Raw genomic sequence first — 18,560 nt, forward strand, 5'->3', positions numbered from 1 at the left:
GGCGGGCGACCTCGTGTCGCCCGCCTTTTTTCTTTCCGAGGCGGAGACGGTCATGCGCGTTTCGAACATCGGACGGCGCGAGGTGCTGGCCACCGGCGCCGCCGCCCTGGCCCATCCGGCCGCAGCCAAGCCTCGGCGGACCATGCCGAAGGATTTTCTCTGGGGCGCGGCGATCTCGGCCCACCAGAGCGAAGGCGGCAACACCAACAGCGACGCTTGGCTGATGGAGAACCTCAAGCCCTCCATGTTCAAGGAGCGTTCGGGCGACGCCTGTGACAGCTACCACCGCTATGGCGAGGATTTCGCCATCGCCGCCGGCCTTGGCTTCAACTGCTATCGGCTGGGCGTGGAGTGGGCGCGGATCGAGCCCAGCGAAGGCTTTTTCTCCAACGCCGAACTCGACCACTACGTCCGCGTGCTCGAAGCCTGCCGAGCGCGAGGCCTGAAGCCCATAGTGACCTTGAACCACTTCACCACGCCGCTGTGGTTCGCCCAGCGAGGCGGCTTCGAGGTTTCGGACGCGCCCGCCCTCTTCGCGCGCTTCTGCCGAAAGGTCGTCGAACGCCTGGGCCCGCTGATGCACATGGCCACCACCTTCAACGAGGCCAATATCCGGCTGCTGGTCGACCTCATGCCAGGGTTCCGAACCGCCCTGCCGACGGTCCGGACGGCTGTCGCGGCGGCGGCCAAAGCCACGAACTCACCGCGTTTCTCGCGCCTGGCCTATGCCGACCCAGCCGTCGTCACGCCGATCATGCAGGAAGCCCACCGCCAGGCCTACGACGCGATCAAGGCGGTTCGACCCAGCCTGCCGGTCGGCCTGACACTGACGACCCAGGACATCCAGTCGGACGATCCTCGGCTGGTCGAGCTCTACCGCCATCGCCTCTATGGCGACTGGATCGCCGTCGCCGGCAGCCATGCCGACTTCTTCGGAGTCCAGACCTATACGCGGTTCGTCTTCGACCAGAACGGCATGCGCCCGCCGCCGCCCGGCGCCGAGCTGACCCTATCCGGCTACGAATTCTACCCACAGGCGCTGGCCGAGACGATCCGCTGGGCCCACGCCGCGATCGGCAAGCCGATCTACGTGACCGAGAATGGGATCGCCACGCATGACGACACCCGCCGGATCGCGTTCATCGACGCGGCGCTGGATGGCCTCTGGGGTTGCCTGGAGGACGGGATCCCCGTTCACAGCTACCTCTATTGGTCGCTGCTGGACAATTTCGAGTGGACCGCGGGCTACGGCGTTCCCTTCGGCCTGACGGCGGTGGACCGAAGCACATTCAAGCGCACGCCGCGGCCAAGCGCTCTGCATCTGGGCAGGATCGCGCGATCCAACGCCCTCTAAGGCCTCAAGGTGTGACGATCTGCGGCCGGTTCACGAGGATAGGGTGAGCGCCCCCTCGCGGCGCGGCGATCAGGCGTCGATCGTCGGAAAGACCAGTGTCAGGCGCAGGCCCCGGCGGGGCGACGCGTCCAGAGTAATGCGGCCTTCGTAGAGGCCGACCAGGTCCTTGACGATGGACAGGCCCAGGCCATGACCTGGCGTGCGTTCGTCGAGCCGCTCCCCGACGCCAAAGACGTGTTCATAACTCTCGGGCGGCAGGCCTGGCCCGTCGTCGTCGACCATGATTTCCACGGACTGGCCGCTTCGACGCACGGACACCTCAACGCGAGCCTCCGCCCATTTCCCGGCGTTGTCCAAGACATTGGCCAGGATCTCACCGAGATCCTGGGCGTCGACCGCGACGATCGGTTCGTCCTCGTAGGTGACGTTGTAGGTGACGCCGCGACGCCCGTGCAGGCGCGACATGGCCGCGATGATCGGCTCCAGCGTCCCACGGACCTCGGCCGCCACGCCAGGCGCGCGCTTGAGCGCCGCGGCGCGGGCGCGAGCGATCTGGTAGTCGATTTGCCGACGCATCCGCTCGCATTGCAGGCCGATGACTTCCGCCGCCTCGTCCTGGCCCGCGGCCCGCAGCCGCTCGGCCTCGTCCATCAGGATCGCCAGGGGCGTCTTCAGGGCGTGGGCAAGGTTCCCGGCCTGGGTGCGGGCGCGCCGCAGCATTTCCAGATTGCCCTCCAGGAGGGCGTTGAGATCGACCGCCAGCGGACGGACCTCGCTGGGCAGATCCTCGGGCAGCCGGCTGGCCCTGCCCATCCGCACCGCCGACAGTGCATGCCGCATGCGGCTCAGGGGACGCAGGCCGAACCAGACCTGCAGGATCGCGGCGGCCGCCAAGCCCAGCGCCACGATGGTCAGGGACAGGAAGAGCGTCCAGTTGAAGCGTCCCAGCACCTCGTCCAGCAGGCGCTGATCGACGCCGATGCCGATACGCAGCGGCGGCGCTCCGGTTATGGCGACGGCGCGTTCGACCAGGCGCAGCTGCCCGGAGGGGCCGGCCACGAAGACATGCCGCTCGACGCCTGGCGGAGGGAACGGCCCTGGCAGCGGTAGCGGCCGCCCGGCGAGCGACGGCGAGTCGATCGCAACGCCGCTCTCGGCCTCCACGCGCCAATAGAAGCCCGAATTCCTGGGCAGAAAGCGCGGATCGCTCAAGCGGCGGTGCAGGTAGAGCTTACCGTCCGGCGCCACGCCGATCAGCGCCGCCAGCTCGGCGGCGTGACCGTGCAGCTCATCGTCGAACTGCTGGGTCACATGCGCCTTGAACAGTTCGGACAGCAGAAAGCCGCTGACCGTCAGACCGACGATGATCCAGATGACCGCGCCGGCGATCAGCCGCGTGCGAAAGCTGGTCCAAAGCTGACTCATCAGGCGAACTTGTACCCCAGTCCGCGGATCGTGCGGATCGCGTCCTTGCCCAGTTTCTTGCGCAGGCGCGCCACATAGACCTCGATCGTGTTCGACTCGCGGGTCTCATCCAGGCTGTAGACGTGGTCGATCAGCTCGCCCTGCGACACGACGCGCCCGGCGCGGTGCATCAGATAGACCAGCACCTTCAGCTCGCGCGCGGTCAGCTCGATCGGTTCCCCGCCGCGCTGGACCGTCCCGGCCACGGGGTCGAGCACGATGTCGCCGCGCCGCATGACGGGGGACGACCGCCCCGCCGACCGCCGGGTAAGGGCGCGCAGCCTCGCCACCACCTCGGCGTTCTGGAATGGCTTGCCCAGATAGTCGTCGGCTCCGGCGTTCAGGCCGTCGACGCGATCGGTCCAGGCGTCGCGGGCGGTCAGCACCAGCACCGGGACGTCGCGCCCTTCCCGCCGCCATTGCTTGAGCACTTCCAGGCCCGGCAGCCGCGGCAAGCCAAGATCAAGCACGACCGCATCGAAGTCGTTGGTCTGGCCCAGCAGCAGGGCGGTTTCGCCGTCAGCGGCGTGCTCGACGACGAAGCCAGCATCCGTCAACGCCGCGCCAAGGCGGCGGGCGATCTCGGCGTCATCTTCGACGAGCAGAATGCGAATGACGGCCTCCCTGAGCTTGCCGCACGTTCTAGCACCGACGGCTGAAACGAACCTGACTGCATATTGTCAGGTTCGTTTCAGCTTCGCTTCAGGAGGGCTTCAGGCTGGCGGCGCATCGGGGATCCGCCCAAGCCCCGAGGAGTCCATGCTCGCCGCCCGCTCAAGCCTAGCCGCCGTCCTTGCCGTGGCCCTCTCCGCCGTCCCCGCGCTCGCCGCGGGCCCTGTCAACCTGAGCGCCGCGCAGGAAAAAGCCATGGGCGTCGTCCTGGCCAACGCCAAGCCCGCGTCTGGCGCGCCCTTGGCCGCCGCGCCCGCGACGGTGACCCCGCCACTGAACGATCGCCGTGTCGTCGCCGCGCCCTTCGCCGGCACGGTGCTGCGCGTCCACGTTCTGGAGGGCCAGGCGGTGAAGGCCGGCGCGCCGCTGGTCACCCTGTTCAGTCGCGACGCCCTCGCGGTGTCCTCTGAGCTGGTCCAGAGCCAGGCGGAGCTGCGCGTGGCGCAGGCCGCCGCCCGCCGCACCCAGACCCTGGCCAGCGAGGGCGTCATCGCCGGGGCCCGCGCGGAGGAAGCCCAGGCGCGCGCCGACCAGGCTCGGGCGATGGTCAACGAGCGCCGCCGCCTCCTTTCGGGCGCTGGCGGGACGTCGGGCGAATATGTGCTGCGTGCGCCAATCGCCGGCCGCGTGGCCGCCCTGACCGCCCAGCCGGGCGGCGGGCTGGAGGCGATGGCCCCGGCGGTCACGCTGGACCGGGCCGACAAGCTGTGGATCGAGGCGCGGATCTCTCCCGCCGTAGCCCAGAAACTGAAGGTCGGTTATCCCGTGCGCGTGGGCGATACGGCCGGGCGCGTGGTCGCCGTCGGCGCGAGCATCGATCCCAAGACCCGCTCGCTGCCGGTGCGCGCGGAACTCAACACCGCCGCCGGCCTGACGCCCGGCCAGACGGTGACCGTCACCTTGCTGAGCCCCGCCCCTCCGGGCGCCCAGGCGATCCCCCGCGCGGCGCTGATCCAGGACGCCGCCGGCGCGCGGGTCTTCGTCAAGACGAGCGCCGGCTACGAGGCTCGCTCAGTGGCCGTCATCGGCGCGGCGGGAACCGAGGCCGTGGTGACCGGGCTGCCGACGGGCGCGCGCGTCGCCGCGTCCGGCGCGGCGCAGCTGAAATCGGCCGCGGGGCGATAGGCATGCGCAAACTCATCGCCTTCGCGCTGTCGCAGCGGCTGCTGGCCGCCGTGCTGGCGATCGCCTTGGTCGGCCTTGGGATCAACGCCTTCCTGAAGCTGCCCGTCGACGCCTTCCCCGACATCTCGCCGACCCAGGTGAAGATCATCCTCAAGGCCCCCGGCATGACGCCCGAGGAGGTCGAGAGCCAGGTCATCACGCCGTTGGAGATGGAGCTGCTGGGCATTCCCAAGCAGGCCATGCTGCGGTCAACCGCCAAGTACGCGATCGCCGACCTGACCATCGACTTCGCGCCGGGCACGGACGTTTACTGGGCTCGCCAGCAGACCGCCGAGCGCCTGTCGAACGCCCTGGGCGCCCTGCCCGCTGGCGTCAGCGGCGGCCTGTCGCCGATCTCCACGCCGCTGTCCGACGTCTTCATGTTCACGCTCGAAGGCGAGGGCCTGACGCTTGAGCAGAAGCGCACCCTGCTGGACTGGACCATCCGCCCGGCCCTGCGAGGCCTGCCCGGCGTCGCCGACGTCAACGTCCTGGGCGGCCGGGCCAAGACCTTCGAGGTCTCGCCCGACCCCGCCGCCCTGGCCGCTTCAGGCCTGACCTCTCAGGCGATCGTCGACGCCATCCCCGCCTCCAACCGCAACGACGGTTCGGGCCGCCTCGGCGAGGGCGAGGAGGCCCTGGTCGTGCGCGTCGCCGGCGCGATCACCAGCCTCGAAGACCTGCGCGACACGGCCGTACCGCTGCCCGGCGGCGGAACCGCGCGCCTGGGCGACCTGGCGGAGGTGCGCGAAGGCGCCCTGACCCGCTATGGCGCGGTCACGGAAAACGGCCAGGCCGAGACCGCCGAGGCCATCGTCATCGCCCTGCGCGGCGCCGACGCCAAGGCGGTCGTCAAATCGGTCGAGACCCGGCTGAAGGAGATCGAGCCGTCCCTCCCCAACGGCGTGAAGGTCAGCCCCTTCTACAACCGCTCAGAGCTAATCGAGCGCGCGACTGGCACGGTCAACGAGGCGCTGGTCGAGGCCACCGTGCTGGTCGTCATCCTGCTGCTGCTGTTCCTGGGCGACTTGCGGGCCGCGACGGTCGTGGCGGTCACCCTGCCGCTGGCGGCGCTGACGACCTTCCTGCTGATGCGGGCGTTCGGCCTCTCGGCCAATCTCATGAGCCTGGGGGGCCTGGCGATCGCCATCGGCATGCTGGTCGACGCGGCCGTGGTGGTGGTCGAGAACACCGTCGAGCGGCTCGATAATCCCAACATCACCGGCTCGCGACGCCTGCACGTGGTCTACGAGGCCGTGGCCGAGGTGGCCGCGCCGGTCAGCTCCGGCGTGCTGATCATCTGCCTGGTGTTCCTGCCCCTGCTCAGCCTGCAAGGGTTGGAGGGCAAGCTGTTCGCGCCCGTCGCCCTGACCATCGTCTTCGCCCTGGGCTCGTCGCTGCTGCTGTCGTTCACGGTGATCCCGGTCCTCGCCTCCCTGCTGCTGAAGGCCCACGCGCACCGGGAGTCCTGGATCATGCGCCGGATCGGGCCGTTCTACGAACGTCAGCTGGCCCGCGCCCTGGCCAAACCCAAGCCGGTGTTCGCGGCGGCCGGGGGCGGCATGGTCCTGGCGGCGATCGCCTATGTCCTGATTGGCAAAAGCTTCATGCCGACCATGGACGAGGGCGCGATCCTGATGCAGCTGGCCAAGCTGCCGTCGATCAACCTCGACGCCAGCGCCCGCCAGGATTTGGCCGTGCAGCGCGCGATCCTGGCCCAGGTGCCGGAGGTCAAGCGGATCGTCGCCCGCGTCGGCTCCGACGAGCTGGGTCTCGACCCCATGGGCCTGAACGAGACCGACAGCTTCCTGGTGCTGGCCGACCGCAAGGACTGGCGCAAGAAGGACAAGGCCTGGCTGACCGAGGAGATCCGCAAGGTCGCCGCCCAGTTCCCCGGCGTGGAGGCCACCTTCACCCAGCCGATCGAGATGCGGGTGTCGGAGATGCTGACCGGCAGCCGCGGCGACCTGGCGGTCAAGGTGTTCGGTCCAGACTTGAAGACGCTTGGCGATCTGGCCGGCCGCATCGAGGCGACACTGAAGAAGACGCGCGGCGCGTCCGACGTCTACACGGTCGCCGGCGACGGCGTGACCTATCTGCAGCTGGACGTGGACCGCGCGGCGGCCGTCCGGGCGGGCCTCTCCGCCGAGGCCCTGCAGCAGGAGCTGCGCGCCCAGCTCGAGGGCGCCCCAGCCGGCGTGGTCTTCGAGCAGGGCAAACGCACGCCGATCCTGGTTCGCGGTCCGCAGGAGTTGCGCGAGGACCCCGTCCTGTTCGAGCAGGCCCAGATCGCCACACCGGACGGCGGCTTGCTTCGCGCCGGCGACGTGGCGCGCGTCGAGCGCCGGCAAGGCCCGGTCAAGATCGACCGCGAGAACGCCTCGCGCTTCGCCGTCATCCAGGCCTATGTCCAGGGCCGCGACCTCGTTGGCTTCGTCAAGGAGGCCCAGGCCAACGTCGCTCGCGACGTACCGCTGCCACCAGGCTACCGCATCGCCTGGGGCGGCCAGTTCGAGAACCAGAAGCGCGCGGCGGCCCGTCTCGGCGTGGTGGTGCCCATGGCGCTGGGCCTGATCTTCCTGGTGCTGTTCATCAGCCTGAAGTCCACGCGGCAGTCGCTGCTGATCCTGGCCAACATCCCGTTCGCGATGATCGGCGGCATCGTGGCCCTGTGGATCTCGGGTGAGTACCTGTCGGTGCCCGCCTCGGTCGGGCTGATCGCCCTGCTCGGCATCGCCGTGCTGAACGGCCTCGTGCTGGTCTCGTACTTCAACGAGCTGGTCCAACGCGGCCGAGACGTCACCACCGCCGTAACCGAGGGCGCGCGCCGACGCCTGCGGCCGGTGCTGATGACCGCCAGCATCACGGCGCTTGGTCTCGTGCCGCTGCTGACCGCCACCGGGCCCGGCTCGGAGATCCAGCGCCCGCTGGCCATCGTCGTGGTCGGGGGGCTCGTCACCTCGACCCTGCTCACCCTGATCCTGCTGCCCATCCTCTATCGCCGGTTCGGCGTCGAGCGCGGAGCGGCCGCCCTGGAGTCCGAAGCGTGAAAGCCGTCCTTCTCGCCGCCGCCTGCGCGGCGCTGGCCGCCGGTCCCGTGATCGCCGCCGACATCGGTTGGGCGCGCCCGGACTTCCTGCCCGACGACGCCAGAATCCTGTCGGTTCTGGACGCCTCGCCCGAGCTGGGCGAAGCCCGGGCCCTGCTGCGCGGGGCCGAGGCCGAGCGCCGGGGCCTGGCCGCCGGTCCGCACGAAACCATGCTGGGTGTCTCGGGCGACCGCCGCAACATCAAGGGCGAGGGCGACTTCGCCGAGTGGTCGTTGCAGGCCAGCCGCGCCCTGCGCTCACCCGGCAAGCGCGCCCTCGACCTGAAAGCCGGCGCGGCGGGCGCCCTGGCCGCGCGCGACAGCGTCGACGACGCCCGCCACCAGGCCTCGCTTCGGCTAGCCGGCCTGTGGATCGAGTGGCTGCAGGCCGAGGCGCAGATCGGGGTGGACCGCGACGAGATCGCCGTCGAGGAGAAGGAGGTCGCCTCTCTCCGGCGTCGAGTCGAACTCAAGGACGCCTCCGTCCTGGAATTGGAGCTGGCCCAGGCCGCCCTGGCCCGCGCCCGCGCGATCCTGGCCGAGACGCAGGGGCGTGCCGAGGCGGCCCGCTCGGCGTTGGACATGCTGTATCCCGGCCTAGCCCCGGCTCGCGCTCCCGCCTTGGCCGCGCCCGTGGCGCCGACCCGCGCGTTGGACGCCTGGATCCCGGTGATCATCGCCCGCAGCCACGAGATCACCATCGCCAAAGCCCTGGCCGACCGCGACGCGGCGCTGGCCCGGCGCGCCAAGCTGGACCAGCGTCCGGATCCGACCATCGGCCTGCGCGTCTTCAACGAACGCGGCGGGGACGAGACGGGCGCCGGCCTGACCGTCAGCATCCCGTTCGGCGGCGCCGGACGGTCGGCGACCGCCGAACGCCAGGCCGCCGCCGCCTCGGCCGCCGAGGCGCGCTATCTGATGGTCGTTCGCGACGTCGAGGCCGAAGGACGCAACGATGTCGCCAGGGCTCGCGCGGGCTTGTCGGCCTGGGCGCGCGCCAGCGAGGCCACGACGGCGGCGGCCCAGGCCGCCGAGCGCGTGGGACGCGCCTACGCCTTGGGAGAACGCGACCTGACCGACCTATTGGCCGCGCGCCGGCAACTGTTCGATGTCCGACGCGGCGAACTCACGGCGCGCGCCGCCGCCCAGGGCGCGCTGCTGCGCCTGGCGCTGGACGCCCACGAGCTCTGGCTTTCCGAAGAGGACTGACGATTCTCGCCTCAGCTTGCCCGCCCCGCGCATAAGCCGGCTGAACGAAAACCTGGAGCCTCGACGCCGCCTTTAAGCGTGGTCACAATCCGTAGACGCGCGCGGCGTTGCGGTGCAGGAAGCCCAGGCGCTCATCCGGGCTTAGAAAGTCAGCGGCGGCGCGGGCCATCCGGGCCTTCTCGGGATAGGTCCAAAGCATGCTCTGCCCCATGTCCGAGCCCCAGATCAGACGCTCCGGACCGAAGCTGTCGACCATGCGCCGGACGATGCGAGCGGCCCGTACGTCGGCGGCGGCGCAGCGCTCGAAATTGATCTCGGTGATCTTGAAGTAGACGTTGGGCGTATCCTCGAAGATCCGGATCGTCCGGTCGATGCCGAAATCGGGGGCTGGGGGCATGACCACCTCTTCCCCCGCCTCCTGGGCCAGCTTGACCTCATACTGGGTCATGCCGAACGGCATGGCGCCGTGGTCCAACAGGATCGGCAGATCGGGAAACTGCCGGGCGATGATCTTCACCAGCGGCAGCAGGTACGGCAGCTGGTTCATGAACATGATCATGGTCATCGGTGTGCCGAGATCGGCGCAGGCCTTCCAGACTTCCAGCGCCTGGGGCGAACTCATCCAGGCCGTGTCGAGGAGCCAGGGTCGCGCATTGGCCATTCTGAACCCGCGCGTGTGCCGGTTGCGGACCATGTCGCGATAGAGCGCCGGGGTCTGCGGATCCTGGGTGTCGAGAATGACGACCGGATGCAGACGGCCCGGATTCTTCTCGGCCTCGTCGAGGATGTAGCTGTTGTCGTAACCGTAGACGTGACCGCGCTGCACCAGGCAGGCGCGCTCGACGTTGTGGGCGTCCATCAGCGCGATCAGCGCGTCGCCAGTGACGCTGAAGTTCGGCCGGTCGGGAATCGGCAAGTCGGGCGTGAACGGCCGGGCTTTGTAGCGTTCCCAGTCGTCACCGATCAGGTGGGCGTGCGTGTCGAAGAGAAGGTCGGCGTTCTGGGTCATGATCTGGAAACGTCAGGCCTGGTCGTCGAAAGCTTTGCGCGCCGCCAGGGCGCCCTGGCGCAGCAGTCCCTGGTCGGAAGAGACCAGGAACGCGGTGACGCCAGCCTGGCCCAGTCGGGCGATGTCGGGATCGGCGCCAGAGCCGACATGGGCGATCAGCGGCACGCGATGGCGTCGCGCCGCCTCTGTGATACGCGTAACGACAGCGCCGATCATCGGGTCGCCGACATTGGGCGCGCCGAGCCGAGCCGAAAGGTCGCCGCGACCGATGAACGCCGCGGTCAGCCCTTCAACGGCGAAGATCTCGTCCAACTGGTCAACGGCCTCGGGGTCTTCGATCATGGCGATGATCGAGGTGGAGGCGTCGGCGTTGGCCATATGGTCGGCGAAACCTCGCGCCCCGAATTCACCGGCGCGCGGCGAGTTGGAGAAACCCCGCGCACCGCCATGATAGCGGCAGGCCGAGATGATCTCGCGCAGCTTGGCGGCGCTGGTGACGTGCGGTGTCAACACGCCGGCCGCGCCGCAGTCCAACGCCTGCAGCAGATGCGACTCGTCGCTGGAAGCCACCCGCACGACGCTGGCGATCCCGGCGGCGCGGGCCGCCAGCATCATCAGGTCGATGTCGCCGGTCGAGAAAGGCGCATGCTCGGCGTCGACCACGACGAAGTCGAAGCCGGCCCCGCCGAGGATTTCGGTGGCGTGGCCGGTGGCTGTCTTGAGGAACGTACCAAGCAATCGCTCCCCACCCGTCAGGCGAGCGCGGAAGCGACGTTGAATCTCACTGTGCGGATGCATCAGGCCTCCGTCGGGGGCGCGGGATAGTCGTCGGCGTTCAGCACCCAGCCGGCCATGTCGGAAAAGTCCCGCCGCGGCGGCGAGAAGATGTCGACCAATAGGTTGCCGTTTCCAGGGGCCACCGAGGCCGAGGTGTGGATCGCCTTGGCCGGGATCACCGCGACCGATGGCGCGGGACAGGTGACGTGCTCATCGTCGCGCCACTCGGCCAGCTTGGCGGTCCAGGGCCAGCGCAGGTGGTGGACAAAACTGCCGCCCATGGCCAGCGAGCACTGCTCGAAATCATCATGGTGGTGCGGCGACAGCTTGTTCGGATCGCGCGGCGCGGCGGGCTCGAACACATTGACCATGAAGGTCGTGCAGCGCCAGATCCGCCCGAACCGCCCCTCCTGCGCCGGCACGTTCAGCGCGTATTTGCGGATCTTGAATCCCCCGGGCGGGTCAGGCCAACGGACCAGCGGCGGGATGTTCGGCGCGCCTTCCGCATAGGTCTCGGCGTTCGAGCACAGGGCCGCCAGGTCGGTGGAATCGCTGGTGAACAGCCGCACGACCTCGCCGCCATCGGGCAGCTCGACACGGCTGTCGCCCGGCGGCACGAAGGCGATGTGCTCGCCTCCGATCTCGACGGTCTCTCCTCCGGCGGTGACCACGGCCCGGGGTTCCGGGGCCTCGATCAGCAGAACGTACTCGTCGAGCTGGCCCTTGCGTTCCAACACGGCGCCGGGCTTGGCCAGGGTGTAGGCGACGACGAAGTTCTGGCCTCGGGTCAGCCAGGTGCGGCCGTTCTCGTCATCGATCTGCGGCGCGCTTTCGCCGAACAACGCATAGGACGACGCGCCGAAACCGCTAGCGGCGGCAGGGCCAGCGCCGGTCTTGGCGGTCGACAGGCGCGAGCGGGGATCAGCGTCTGCATACATGGTGGACATCGGTCGGCCTCTCAGTCGGGCGCGTCAGAGCTTCGGATTGGTGATCGGGGTGTCGCCCTCGAACCAGTGCTCGAAGCGACGATAGGTGCAGAGCCAGCGGTCGCCGACGCGCTTGTACTTGTCGGTGGCCATGGAGATCGTGATCGGCGGATGGGTCGGCAGCACCTTCACGCCATTGGCGGCGTAGAGAAAGAGGTAGCAGCTGCTCTCGGCCGTATCCTCGCCGGTGAACCAGGCCCGGAAGTTCGTGAAGCTGTGCACCGCCAGGCGTGGGCCCTGGGCCACCCGCCAGTCATAGAACTGCTGGATCTTGGCCTTGCCCTCGTAGGAGGCCTTCTGGCCATGGAAAACCGCGTCGTCGGTATAGTAGGCGCCGGCCTGGCGCCCGCCGTTGGTGTCGATTTCGTGCCAGTAGTCAGCCAACTGCTGCTGCAACTCGAAAGTCAGTTCCGCAAGCTTCGGATCGTACATCTATAGGGTCCTCGAAAAGGGCTCAGCCCACGGTATTCGTCGCGCTACGCGCATCTTGCTCGGTCTGGCGCCGAACCTTGCCTTCCTGACCGACCGTCGAGGACGCTTCGCCCCCATCCAGGTCGCTCAGGCTTTGCAGGTCGCGGCCGACGGTTTCGGGCAGCAGCAGCGTGGCCGCCATCGAGCAGACCATGGCCATGATCGCCAGGATTGCCATCGCCACGCTCAACGGCAGCGTCTTGGCCACAAGGGCTACGCCGGTGATGAACAGCGCGGCCCCGCCCCGTCCCAGGTTGTAGGCGAAGGCTTGGCCGGTCGCGCGCACCTCGGTCGGGAAAAGCTCGGTGAAGTACGGTCCGAACGAGGCGTAGATCCCGAACTGAAAGAAACCGTAGACGACGCCCGCCGGGATCAGGAACGCGGCGTTGTTACCTAGAGGGGCGAAAAGATAGATCGCCGCGCTGAGGATGAAGCCCGCGCCGAACAGGCGGAACGCTCCGCGCCGGCCGACCTGGTCGGAAATGTAGGCGTTGACCAGAAAGCCGAAGAACCCGCCCAGGCTGTTGAGCATCACGCTGCTTCCGGCCATGGCGACGGTCATGCCGCGCTCCACGTGCAAGAAGGTGGTCAGGTAGTTGCTGACCGCGAAGGCCGCGCCCTGGGCGCCTAGCGAGAGCAGCGACGCCAGCAGGGTGATGCGCAGCATGCGCTTGCCGAAGATGTCGGCGATCCGGGGACGCTTCCCGGTCTCGGCCGCGCGTTGCACGGCGGCCTTATAGATCTCGGGATCGTCCGAGCCCCGGCGCACGAAAAACACCAGCACGGCCGGCAGCAGGCCGATCCAGAACACCACGCGCCAACCGATGTCGGCGGGGAACATGGCCGCGACGGGTCCCGCCAGCAGGGCGGCGACGCCCGAGCCGATCGCCGCGCCGCTGTGCACCACGCCCAGCGCCTTGCCGCGATGCTTGGGGGCGATCATCTCACCCAGCAGCACGGCGCCGACGGCCCATTCCGCGCCGAAGCCGACGCCCTGCAACACGCGGGCGGCGAACAATTGCTCGTAGTTCTGAGCAAAGCCCGACAGGAATGAAAACACCGAGAACCACAGGATGGTCAGCTGCAGGATCCGCGTGCGGCCGAACCGGTCACTGAGCCACCCACCCAGCCATCCGCCGACGGCGGCGGCGATATAGTTGGCGCTGGCGATATAGCTGGCCTGGGTCAGCGTCATGCCGAACGCGGTGATCAGCACGGGGATCATGTACTGGAAGACCAGCCCGTCGGCGCTGTCCATCGCCCAGCCGGCGCCGCACGTCCAGAAGACGCGGCGCGTCTTGGCGTCCGCCTCGCGGTACCAACCCATCATTGACGTTCCATCCTGTTCTCCGCGCGGGCGGACCCGCGTCTCTTGGTTGGTCGCTTCAGCCTAGTCCGCGCGCGCGCAGCGACTTGTCCCGGCGGGCGCCGAAAGTTGTCCGCCGAACCGCCCGAAGGTCAGGCGAAGTAGAAGCGTAGCGCCGTGTCCGAGAGCGCGCGCCGCGTCGCCGGATCCGGCGCCCAGCGGTCCAGCTGCGCCAGGGCCCGATCATAGGTCATGCGTCCCTCGTAGCCGACGAACGGCGCGTCGCTGCCCCACAGCAGGCGCTCGGTTCCCGCCTTGGCCAGCAGCTCGGCGGCGACCGTCTCTGCGATCGCTTCGGACCGGGTGATGTCGGGCTCGCGCCAGGTGTCCGGCCCGGCCAGACGAAAGCCCGCGGCCAGCTTGATCCAGGTCCGTCCGCGCTGCACCGAGTCCAGCGCCGCCCGAAACCCTTCGCAGGCGACGCCCTTGGCCGGCTCGGGATGGGCGAAATGGTCCAGCACCAGCCGGACGCCCGAGGCCTCCAGCGCCGGCAGGACGGCCCGCATGCGCTCGCCCTCCAGCGCGACGTGCACATGCCAGTCGAGATCGCGCACGCGGCGAAGCAGCAGTCGATGCGCCTCGTCAGCGAAGTCCGGCAGGACCGCGCGGCGGACCAACTGGAAACGAACGCCGACAACCCCGTCGTCGCGCATCTTGCGCAGGACGTAGGGATCGGTGTCGGGGGTCACGATGGCGGTCGCCCGCAGGCGCGGACTGAGCCGCGCCGCGGCGATGGTGTACTCGTTGTATGTCCCGGAAATGCTGAGCCCCGACAACACGCCAAAATGGACGCCGTGACGGTCCAGGTCGGCGAGATAGTCTTGGGGCGTGTAGTCATAGGCGGGGGCGGTCCACGCATCACCGACCAGGGGCAGGTCCCGGGTAAAGACGTGCGCATGGCAGTCGACGATCGGCGCGGCGCCGTCAGCCCTTCCCCGCCTCCCCATGACCTCGCCCACTCCCCCCGAACCGGTCATCGCGCTCCGGCGACCTCGATATTGGCGCCGGCGACATACGAGGCCGCGTCGGACACAAGGAACATCACCGCGGCGGCGACTTCCTCCGCCGTACCTTCGCGCTTCATGGGCAGGGAGTCACGGATCGCCTCGAGACGGCCAGGCGCGTGAATCTCCGTGGCGATCGGACCGGGCGAGACGCAGTTGACCCGGATCCCCTCGCCCGCGACCTCCTTGGACAGACCGATGTTCAGGCTGTCGACCCCACCCTTGGAGGCCGCGTACCAGAGATGTTGGTTGGGCGAGCCCAAGGTCGCGGCGCGCGAGGACAGCAACACGATCGAACCGCCCTGCCCGCCCAGCCGCGTCGACATGCGTTTAACCGCCTCGCGACAGCTAAGCAGAACCCCCGTCAGATTGACGGCGATGACTTCGGCCAGGGTCTCGTCCGACTGGTCGGCCAGCATGCCGACGCCCCCGGTGATGCCGCCGTTGTAGACCAGGGCCGAAAGCCGGCCGAACCTGTCGGCGGCTTCGAACAGCCGCGCCACGTCGGCCGGAACGCCGGTGTCGGCCTGAACCGCCTCAGCCTGGCCGCCAGCGCTTCGGATCGAGTCGACCACCGCTCGGGCCCGGTCAACCCGGCCCGCATAGGTCAGCAGCACGAAATAGCCCTCCGCCGCCGCCGAGCGGGCGATCGCCTCGCCGATGCCGCGGCTGCCGCCCGTCACCAGAAAGACTCCCTTGTCGGTCATTTCATTTCCTCCCGTTGTTGCCTGGGCCCTGGAAGCAGATCAGAAGCCGACGGCGTCCGCGCCCTTGAGATCCAGCATCTGGCGAGCCTCGTCGGGCGTGGCGATGTCCAGGCCCAGGGCCTCGATGATCGTCCGGATCTTGGTCACCTGGTCGGCGTTGGACTTCGCCAGCTCGCCGCGACCGATATAGAGGCTGTCCTCCAACCCCACCCGGACATTGCCGCCCAAGAGCGCGCTCTGGGTGCAGAACGGCATCTGGTGGCGTCCGGCGGCGAAGGCCGAGAACACGTAGTCGTCGCCGAACAGGCTGTCGGCGATGGTGACCATGTGGGCCAGGTTGCGCGGGTCGGGACCGATGCCGCCCAGGATGCCGAACACGCCCTGGATCAGGAACGGCGGCTTGATCAGCCCGCGCTCGGCGAAATGGGCGAGCGTGTAGAGGTGGCCGATGTCGTAGCATTCAAACTCGAAGCGCGTACCGAAGCCCTGGCCGATCTCACGCATGATGCGCTCGATATAGACATTGTCGTTGTACATGATGCGGCCGCGTGAGGTTTCGACGTACTCGCGCTCCCACTCATGTTGCCAGTGCTCGACCCGCGCGCCGGCGCCGCTGAAGTCGAAGATCAGCGGGCCCATGTTCAGCGAGCAGACCTCGGGCTTGAAGGTGATCGCCGCCTCGAGACGCGCATCCAGCGACATGGTCGAACTGCCGCCGGTGGAGATGTTGATCACCGCGTCGGTGGCTTGCTTGATCCGCGGCAGGAAGGCGCCGAAGTGCTCGGCCGAGGGGCTGGGCCGCCCGTCGACCGGATCGCGCGCGTGCAGGTGCAGGATCGAAGCCCCCGCCTCGGCCGCCTCGATGGCCGCCGAGGCGATCTGGTCGGGCGTAATCGGCAGGTGCGGCGACATCGACGGCGTATGGATCGACCCCGTCGGCGCGCAGGTGATGATGATCTTCTTGGATTGACGCATCTGACGATCCTAAAGGCCCGCGTGGCACAGATATTTGTAGCTCAGGTATTCCGAGAGCCCGTGGTGGGAGCCTTCGCGTCCGATCCCCGAAAGCTTGACCCCGCCGAATGGCGCCGCGGCCGTCGAGATCAGGCCGGTGTTCACGCCGACCATTCCCGTCTCCAGGTCGCGTCCGGCCCTCGCGATCGTTCGCCGGTCCGTCGCGCAGATGTAGGCGGCCAGGCCGAATGGCGTGTCGTTGGCCATGGCGATCCCCTGCTCGTAGCTCTCGAACGGGATCACCCCGGCCAGCGGACCAAAGGTTTCTTCCCGCGTCAGCAGCGCGTCCGGCGCGACATCGCCCAACAGCGTCGCCGGCGACAGCAGACCGCCGCCGCTCTTGCCGCCCGCCAGCAGGCGAGCGCCGCCTTCCAGCGCTTCGTCCAGATGTCGCTCGACCTTCTCCACCGCGCGGGCGCTGATCAGCGGGCCGATGTCGGTTTGCGCATCCAGGCCGTCGCCGATCTTCAGCGTGGCCACGCGCGCCTGGAACGCCGCCAGGAAAGCCTCGTAGATCCCGCGCTGGACATAGATCCGGTTGGCCGCGATGCAGCTCTGTCCCCCATTTCGGAACTTCGCCACCATCGCCGTCTCGACCGCGACGTCCAGGTCGGCGTCGTCAAACACCAGGAGCGGCGCATTGCCGCCCAATTCCAGCGACAGTCGCTTGATGGTTGGGGCGGACGCGGCCATCAGCCGGGCGCCGACGCCGGTAGACCCGGTGAAGGTGATCTTCCGCACGATGCTGGACGCGGTGACGATGTCCCCGAACAGGGCCGGCGCGCTGACCACGACGCTGAGCACGCCAGGTGGAACGCCGGCTTCCTCGGCGAGCGCGGCCAGGGCCAGCGCGGTCAAGGGCGTCTCGCTGGCCGGCTTGCAGACGATGGTGCAACCGGCGGCTAGGGCCGGCGCGATCTTCCGCGTCAGCATGGCCATCGGGAAATTCCAGGGCGTAATCGCCGCGCAGACGCCGATCGGCTCACGTTCGACCAACAGGCTGCGACCAGGCATGTTGGGCGGCAGGATCTCGCCCAGGATGCTCCCCGCCGCCTCGGCATAGACCTCGATGAAGGCCGCCCCATAGGCGACCTCGCCCCGGGCTTCCTTCAGCGTCTTGCCGTTTTCCAGGGTGATCAGCCGGGCCAGGTCCTCCTTGTCCCGCTCGATCAACTCCAGCCACCGGCGCAGCAACGCCCCGCGCTCGCGGTGAGGGGCGCGGGACCAAGCGGGAAAAGCGCCCTGGGCGGCCGTGATCGCGGCGTGAATCTCGCCCTCGCCGATCGAGGCGACATTGGCGAGGGTTTCACCCGAGAACGGATCGACCACGGCGATCGTCTCTCCGGACAAGGCGCTTCGCCAACCGCCCCCGTAATAGGCCTGGGCGCGCAGTAGGTCCGGGCGGGCGAGTTTCGCCCGTCGGGTGTCCGTGATCGTCAAGTTCATCCCCATGGTCTGATGCGCCGAGCGCCGCGAAGAGGTTCGAGGCCCTTGTCAGGCGGCGGCCGGCAGGCCGGCCCGGAAGGCGCCGCCACCCTCGCCCAGCTTGAGCCGTCGGTATTCGCGCGGCGGAATTCCGAAGCGATCCCGGAAGGTTCGCGTGAAATGCGGCGCGCTGTTGAACCCCCAGCCAAACGCGATTTCGGTCATCGAATGGCCGCGCCACGCGGGATCGGCGATCTGCCGGGCGCACTGCTCCAGGCGCCGCCGCAGGATGTAGGCCGAGACCGTCTCGTTCTCGCTGGCGAAGATCATCCGCAGATAGCGCGAGGACAGCTTCATCCTGGTCGCGATCGAGCAAGGCGTCAGGTCGGGTTCGCGCAGATGCTGCTCGATGAAGAGCTTCACGCTGGCGCACCGGCCGCTGACGATCGACGAGCGCGCCGTCGAGGTGTCGAAGGCCAGGGCGTAGGCCGTCGCGACGATATCCAGAAGGTGCCGCGCGAGGCGGTCCTGATAGTGCAATGACAGCCCCGCCTCGAGCCGGCCGAACAGGTTGAGCGCCATGGCGCTGGCCGTGGCCGTCAGGCCCTCGTCGGCCCGCAGCGCCCGTCCGCAAAAGCACTCGGGCGATGGCAGGTGCTCCTTCAGCGTCGAGGCGCCGACCTTGAGGAACAGGGTCTCGACGTCGTCGCCAAACCGGATCTTCAGCGGAGCGGCGCTGTCGCACAGGACAAAGTCGCCCTCGGCCAAGGTGACGGTGTTGCCGTAGTGGCTGACCTCGGCGCCGCCGCGGACCTGCAACATCAGGAAGTGGCTGGCGGCGGACTTCCGG

16 protein-coding genes are annotated in these 18,560 nt (G+C 68.8%); 4 read left to right on the forward strand and 12 right to left on the reverse strand.

Annotated features, from left to right (window positions below; translation table 11 throughout):
• On the forward strand, window positions 1–1,354 hold a 1,354-nt coding region (locus VJ655_RS18525; protein ID WP_324113651.1), incomplete at its 5' end, for a glycoside hydrolase family 1 protein.
• Between the two features lie 69 nt (window positions 1,355–1,423).
• Here VJ655_RS18525 and VJ655_RS18530 read toward each other — a convergent pair.
• Together VJ655_RS18530 and VJ655_RS18535 are read right to left on the reverse strand one after the other, a co-directional pair.
• Window positions 1,424–2,779 (reverse strand): HAMP domain-containing sensor histidine kinase, encoded by a 1,356-nt coding sequence (locus tag VJ655_RS18530; RefSeq protein WP_324113653.1) that lies wholly within the window; start codon window positions 2,777–2,779, stop codon window positions 1,424–1,426.
• Window positions 2,779–3,432: a response regulator transcription factor gene (locus VJ655_RS18535; protein ID WP_324113674.1), complete on the reverse strand. Its 654-nt coding sequence runs from the start codon at window positions 3,430–3,432 to the stop codon at window positions 2,779–2,781. The genes VJ655_RS18530 and VJ655_RS18535 overlap by 1 nt, the downstream gene beginning before the upstream one ends.
• Before the next feature lie 145 nt (window positions 3,433–3,577).
• On the opposite strand from VJ655_RS18535, the gene VJ655_RS18540 reads away from it, so the two are divergent.
• From VJ655_RS18540 to VJ655_RS18550, 3 genes are read left to right on the forward strand one after another with little or no spacing between them, the layout of a single operon-like run.
• Window positions 3,578–4,615 (forward strand): efflux RND transporter periplasmic adaptor subunit, encoded by a 1,038-nt coding sequence (locus VJ655_RS18540; RefSeq protein WP_324113655.1) that lies wholly within the window; start codon window positions 3,578–3,580, stop codon window positions 4,613–4,615.
• Between the two features lie 2 nt (window positions 4,616–4,617).
• Window positions 4,618–7,704: a CusA/CzcA family heavy metal efflux RND transporter gene (locus tag VJ655_RS18545; protein ID WP_324113658.1), complete on the forward strand. Its 3,087-nt coding sequence runs from the start codon at window positions 4,618–4,620 to the stop codon at window positions 7,702–7,704.
• The gene (locus tag VJ655_RS18550) at window positions 7,701–8,951 is read left to right on the forward strand and encodes a TolC family protein (RefSeq protein ID WP_324113660.1); all 1,251 of its coding nucleotides are present in this window, start codon (window positions 7,701–7,703) and stop codon (window positions 8,949–8,951) included. Before VJ655_RS18545 ends, VJ655_RS18550 begins: the two co-directional genes overlap by 4 nt.
• A gap of 82 nt (window positions 8,952–9,033) precedes the next feature.
• On the opposite strand, the gene VJ655_RS18555 is transcribed toward VJ655_RS18550, so the two are convergent.
• The 10 genes from VJ655_RS18555 to VJ655_RS18600 form a co-directional block, all read right to left on the reverse strand.
• Window positions 9,034–9,960 carry an amidohydrolase family protein gene (locus VJ655_RS18555; RefSeq protein ID WP_324113662.1) on the reverse strand — a complete coding sequence of 309 codons (927 nt, stop codon included), beginning with the start codon at window positions 9,958–9,960 and terminating at the stop codon, window positions 9,034–9,036.
• A 12-nt stretch (window positions 9,961–9,972) separates the two neighbouring features.
• On the reverse strand, window positions 9,973–10,758 hold the full coding sequence (locus VJ655_RS18560) for an HpcH/HpaI aldolase family protein (RefSeq protein WP_324113664.1): 786 nt from the start codon (window positions 10,756–10,758) through the stop codon (window positions 9,973–9,975).
• Window positions 10,758–11,684, reverse strand: coding sequence for a hypothetical protein (locus VJ655_RS18565; RefSeq protein ID WP_324113666.1), 927 nt, complete (start codon window positions 11,682–11,684; stop codon window positions 10,758–10,760). Before VJ655_RS18565 ends, VJ655_RS18560 begins: the two co-directional genes overlap by 1 nt.
• Window positions 11,685–11,708: 24 nt before the next feature.
• Window positions 11,709–12,155 carry a nuclear transport factor 2 family protein gene (locus VJ655_RS18570; RefSeq protein WP_324113667.1) on the reverse strand — a complete coding sequence of 149 codons (447 nt, stop codon included), beginning with the start codon at window positions 12,153–12,155 and terminating at the stop codon, window positions 11,709–11,711.
• Between the two features lie 22 nt (window positions 12,156–12,177).
• Window positions 12,178–13,521 carry an MFS transporter gene (locus VJ655_RS18575; RefSeq protein WP_324113668.1) on the reverse strand — a complete coding sequence of 448 codons (1,344 nt, stop codon included), beginning with the start codon at window positions 13,519–13,521 and terminating at the stop codon, window positions 12,178–12,180.
• Window positions 13,522–13,652: 131 nt separating this feature from the next.
• Window positions 13,653–14,537 (reverse strand): amidohydrolase family protein, encoded by an 885-nt coding sequence (locus tag VJ655_RS18580; RefSeq protein WP_324113669.1) that lies wholly within the window; start codon window positions 14,535–14,537, stop codon window positions 13,653–13,655.
• Complete coding sequence (locus tag VJ655_RS18585; RefSeq protein WP_324113670.1) at window positions 14,534–15,271, reverse strand: SDR family oxidoreductase; 738 nt, start codon at window positions 15,269–15,271, stop codon at window positions 14,534–14,536. The genes VJ655_RS18580 and VJ655_RS18585 overlap by 4 nt, the downstream gene beginning before the upstream one ends.
• Before the next feature lie 39 nt (window positions 15,272–15,310).
• Window positions 15,311–16,246, reverse strand: coding sequence for a 3-keto-5-aminohexanoate cleavage protein (locus VJ655_RS18590; RefSeq protein WP_324113671.1), 936 nt, complete (start codon window positions 16,244–16,246; stop codon window positions 15,311–15,313).
• A gap of 9 nt (window positions 16,247–16,255) precedes the next feature.
• Window positions 16,256–17,725 carry an NAD-dependent succinate-semialdehyde dehydrogenase gene (locus VJ655_RS18595; protein ID WP_324113672.1) on the reverse strand — a complete coding sequence of 490 codons (1,470 nt, stop codon included), beginning with the start codon at window positions 17,723–17,725 and terminating at the stop codon, window positions 16,256–16,258.
• Window positions 17,726–17,779: 54 nt separating this feature from the next.
• Window positions 17,780–18,560, reverse strand: a 781-nt coding sequence (locus tag VJ655_RS18600; RefSeq protein WP_324113673.1) for a helix-turn-helix domain-containing protein, incomplete at its 5' end; no start/stop codon positions are given.

Origin of the sequence: Caulobacter sp. (assembly GCF_035254145.1) — a bacterium.
GTDB lineage: Bacteria > Pseudomonadota > Alphaproteobacteria > Caulobacterales > Caulobacteraceae > Caulobacter.

Bases quoted from the DNA above. Each gene is read 5' to 3' on its own strand.
- VJ655_RS18530 (WP_324113653.1), bottom strand. From the start codon at position 2,779: ATGAGTCAGCTTTGGACCAGCTTTCGCACGCGGCTGATCGCCGGCGCG.
- VJ655_RS18540 (WP_324113655.1), top strand. From the start codon at position 3,578: ATGCTCGCCGCCCGCTCAAGCCTAGCCGCCGTCCTTGCCGTGGCCCTC.
- VJ655_RS18545 (WP_324113658.1), top strand. From the start codon at position 4,618: ATGCGCAAACTCATCGCCTTCGCGCTGTCGCAGCGGCTGCTGGCCGCC.
- VJ655_RS18555 (WP_324113662.1), bottom strand. From the start codon at position 9,960: ATGACCCAGAACGCCGACCTTCTCTTCGACACGCACGCCCACCTGATC.
- VJ655_RS18560 (WP_324113664.1), bottom strand. From the start codon at position 10,758: ATGCATCCGCACAGTGAGATTCAACGTCGCTTCCGCGCTCGCCTGACG.
- VJ655_RS18565 (WP_324113666.1), bottom strand. From the start codon at position 11,684: ATGTCCACCATGTATGCAGACGCTGATCCCCGCTCGCGCCTGTCGACC.
- VJ655_RS18570 (WP_324113667.1), bottom strand. From the start codon at position 12,155: ATGTACGATCCGAAGCTTGCGGAACTGACTTTCGAGTTGCAGCAGCAG.
- VJ655_RS18575 (WP_324113668.1), bottom strand. From the start codon at position 13,521: ATGGGTTGGTACCGCGAGGCGGACGCCAAGACGCGCCGCGTCTTCTGG.
- VJ655_RS18580 (WP_324113669.1), bottom strand. From the start codon at position 14,537: ATGACCGGTTCGGGGGGAGTGGGCGAGGTCATGGGGAGGCGGGGAAGG.
- VJ655_RS18585 (WP_324113670.1), bottom strand. From the start codon at position 15,271: ATGACCGACAAGGGAGTCTTTCTGGTGACGGGCGGCAGCCGCGGCATC.
- VJ655_RS18590 (WP_324113671.1), bottom strand. From the start codon at position 16,246: ATGCGTCAATCCAAGAAGATCATCATCACCTGCGCGCCGACGGGGTCG.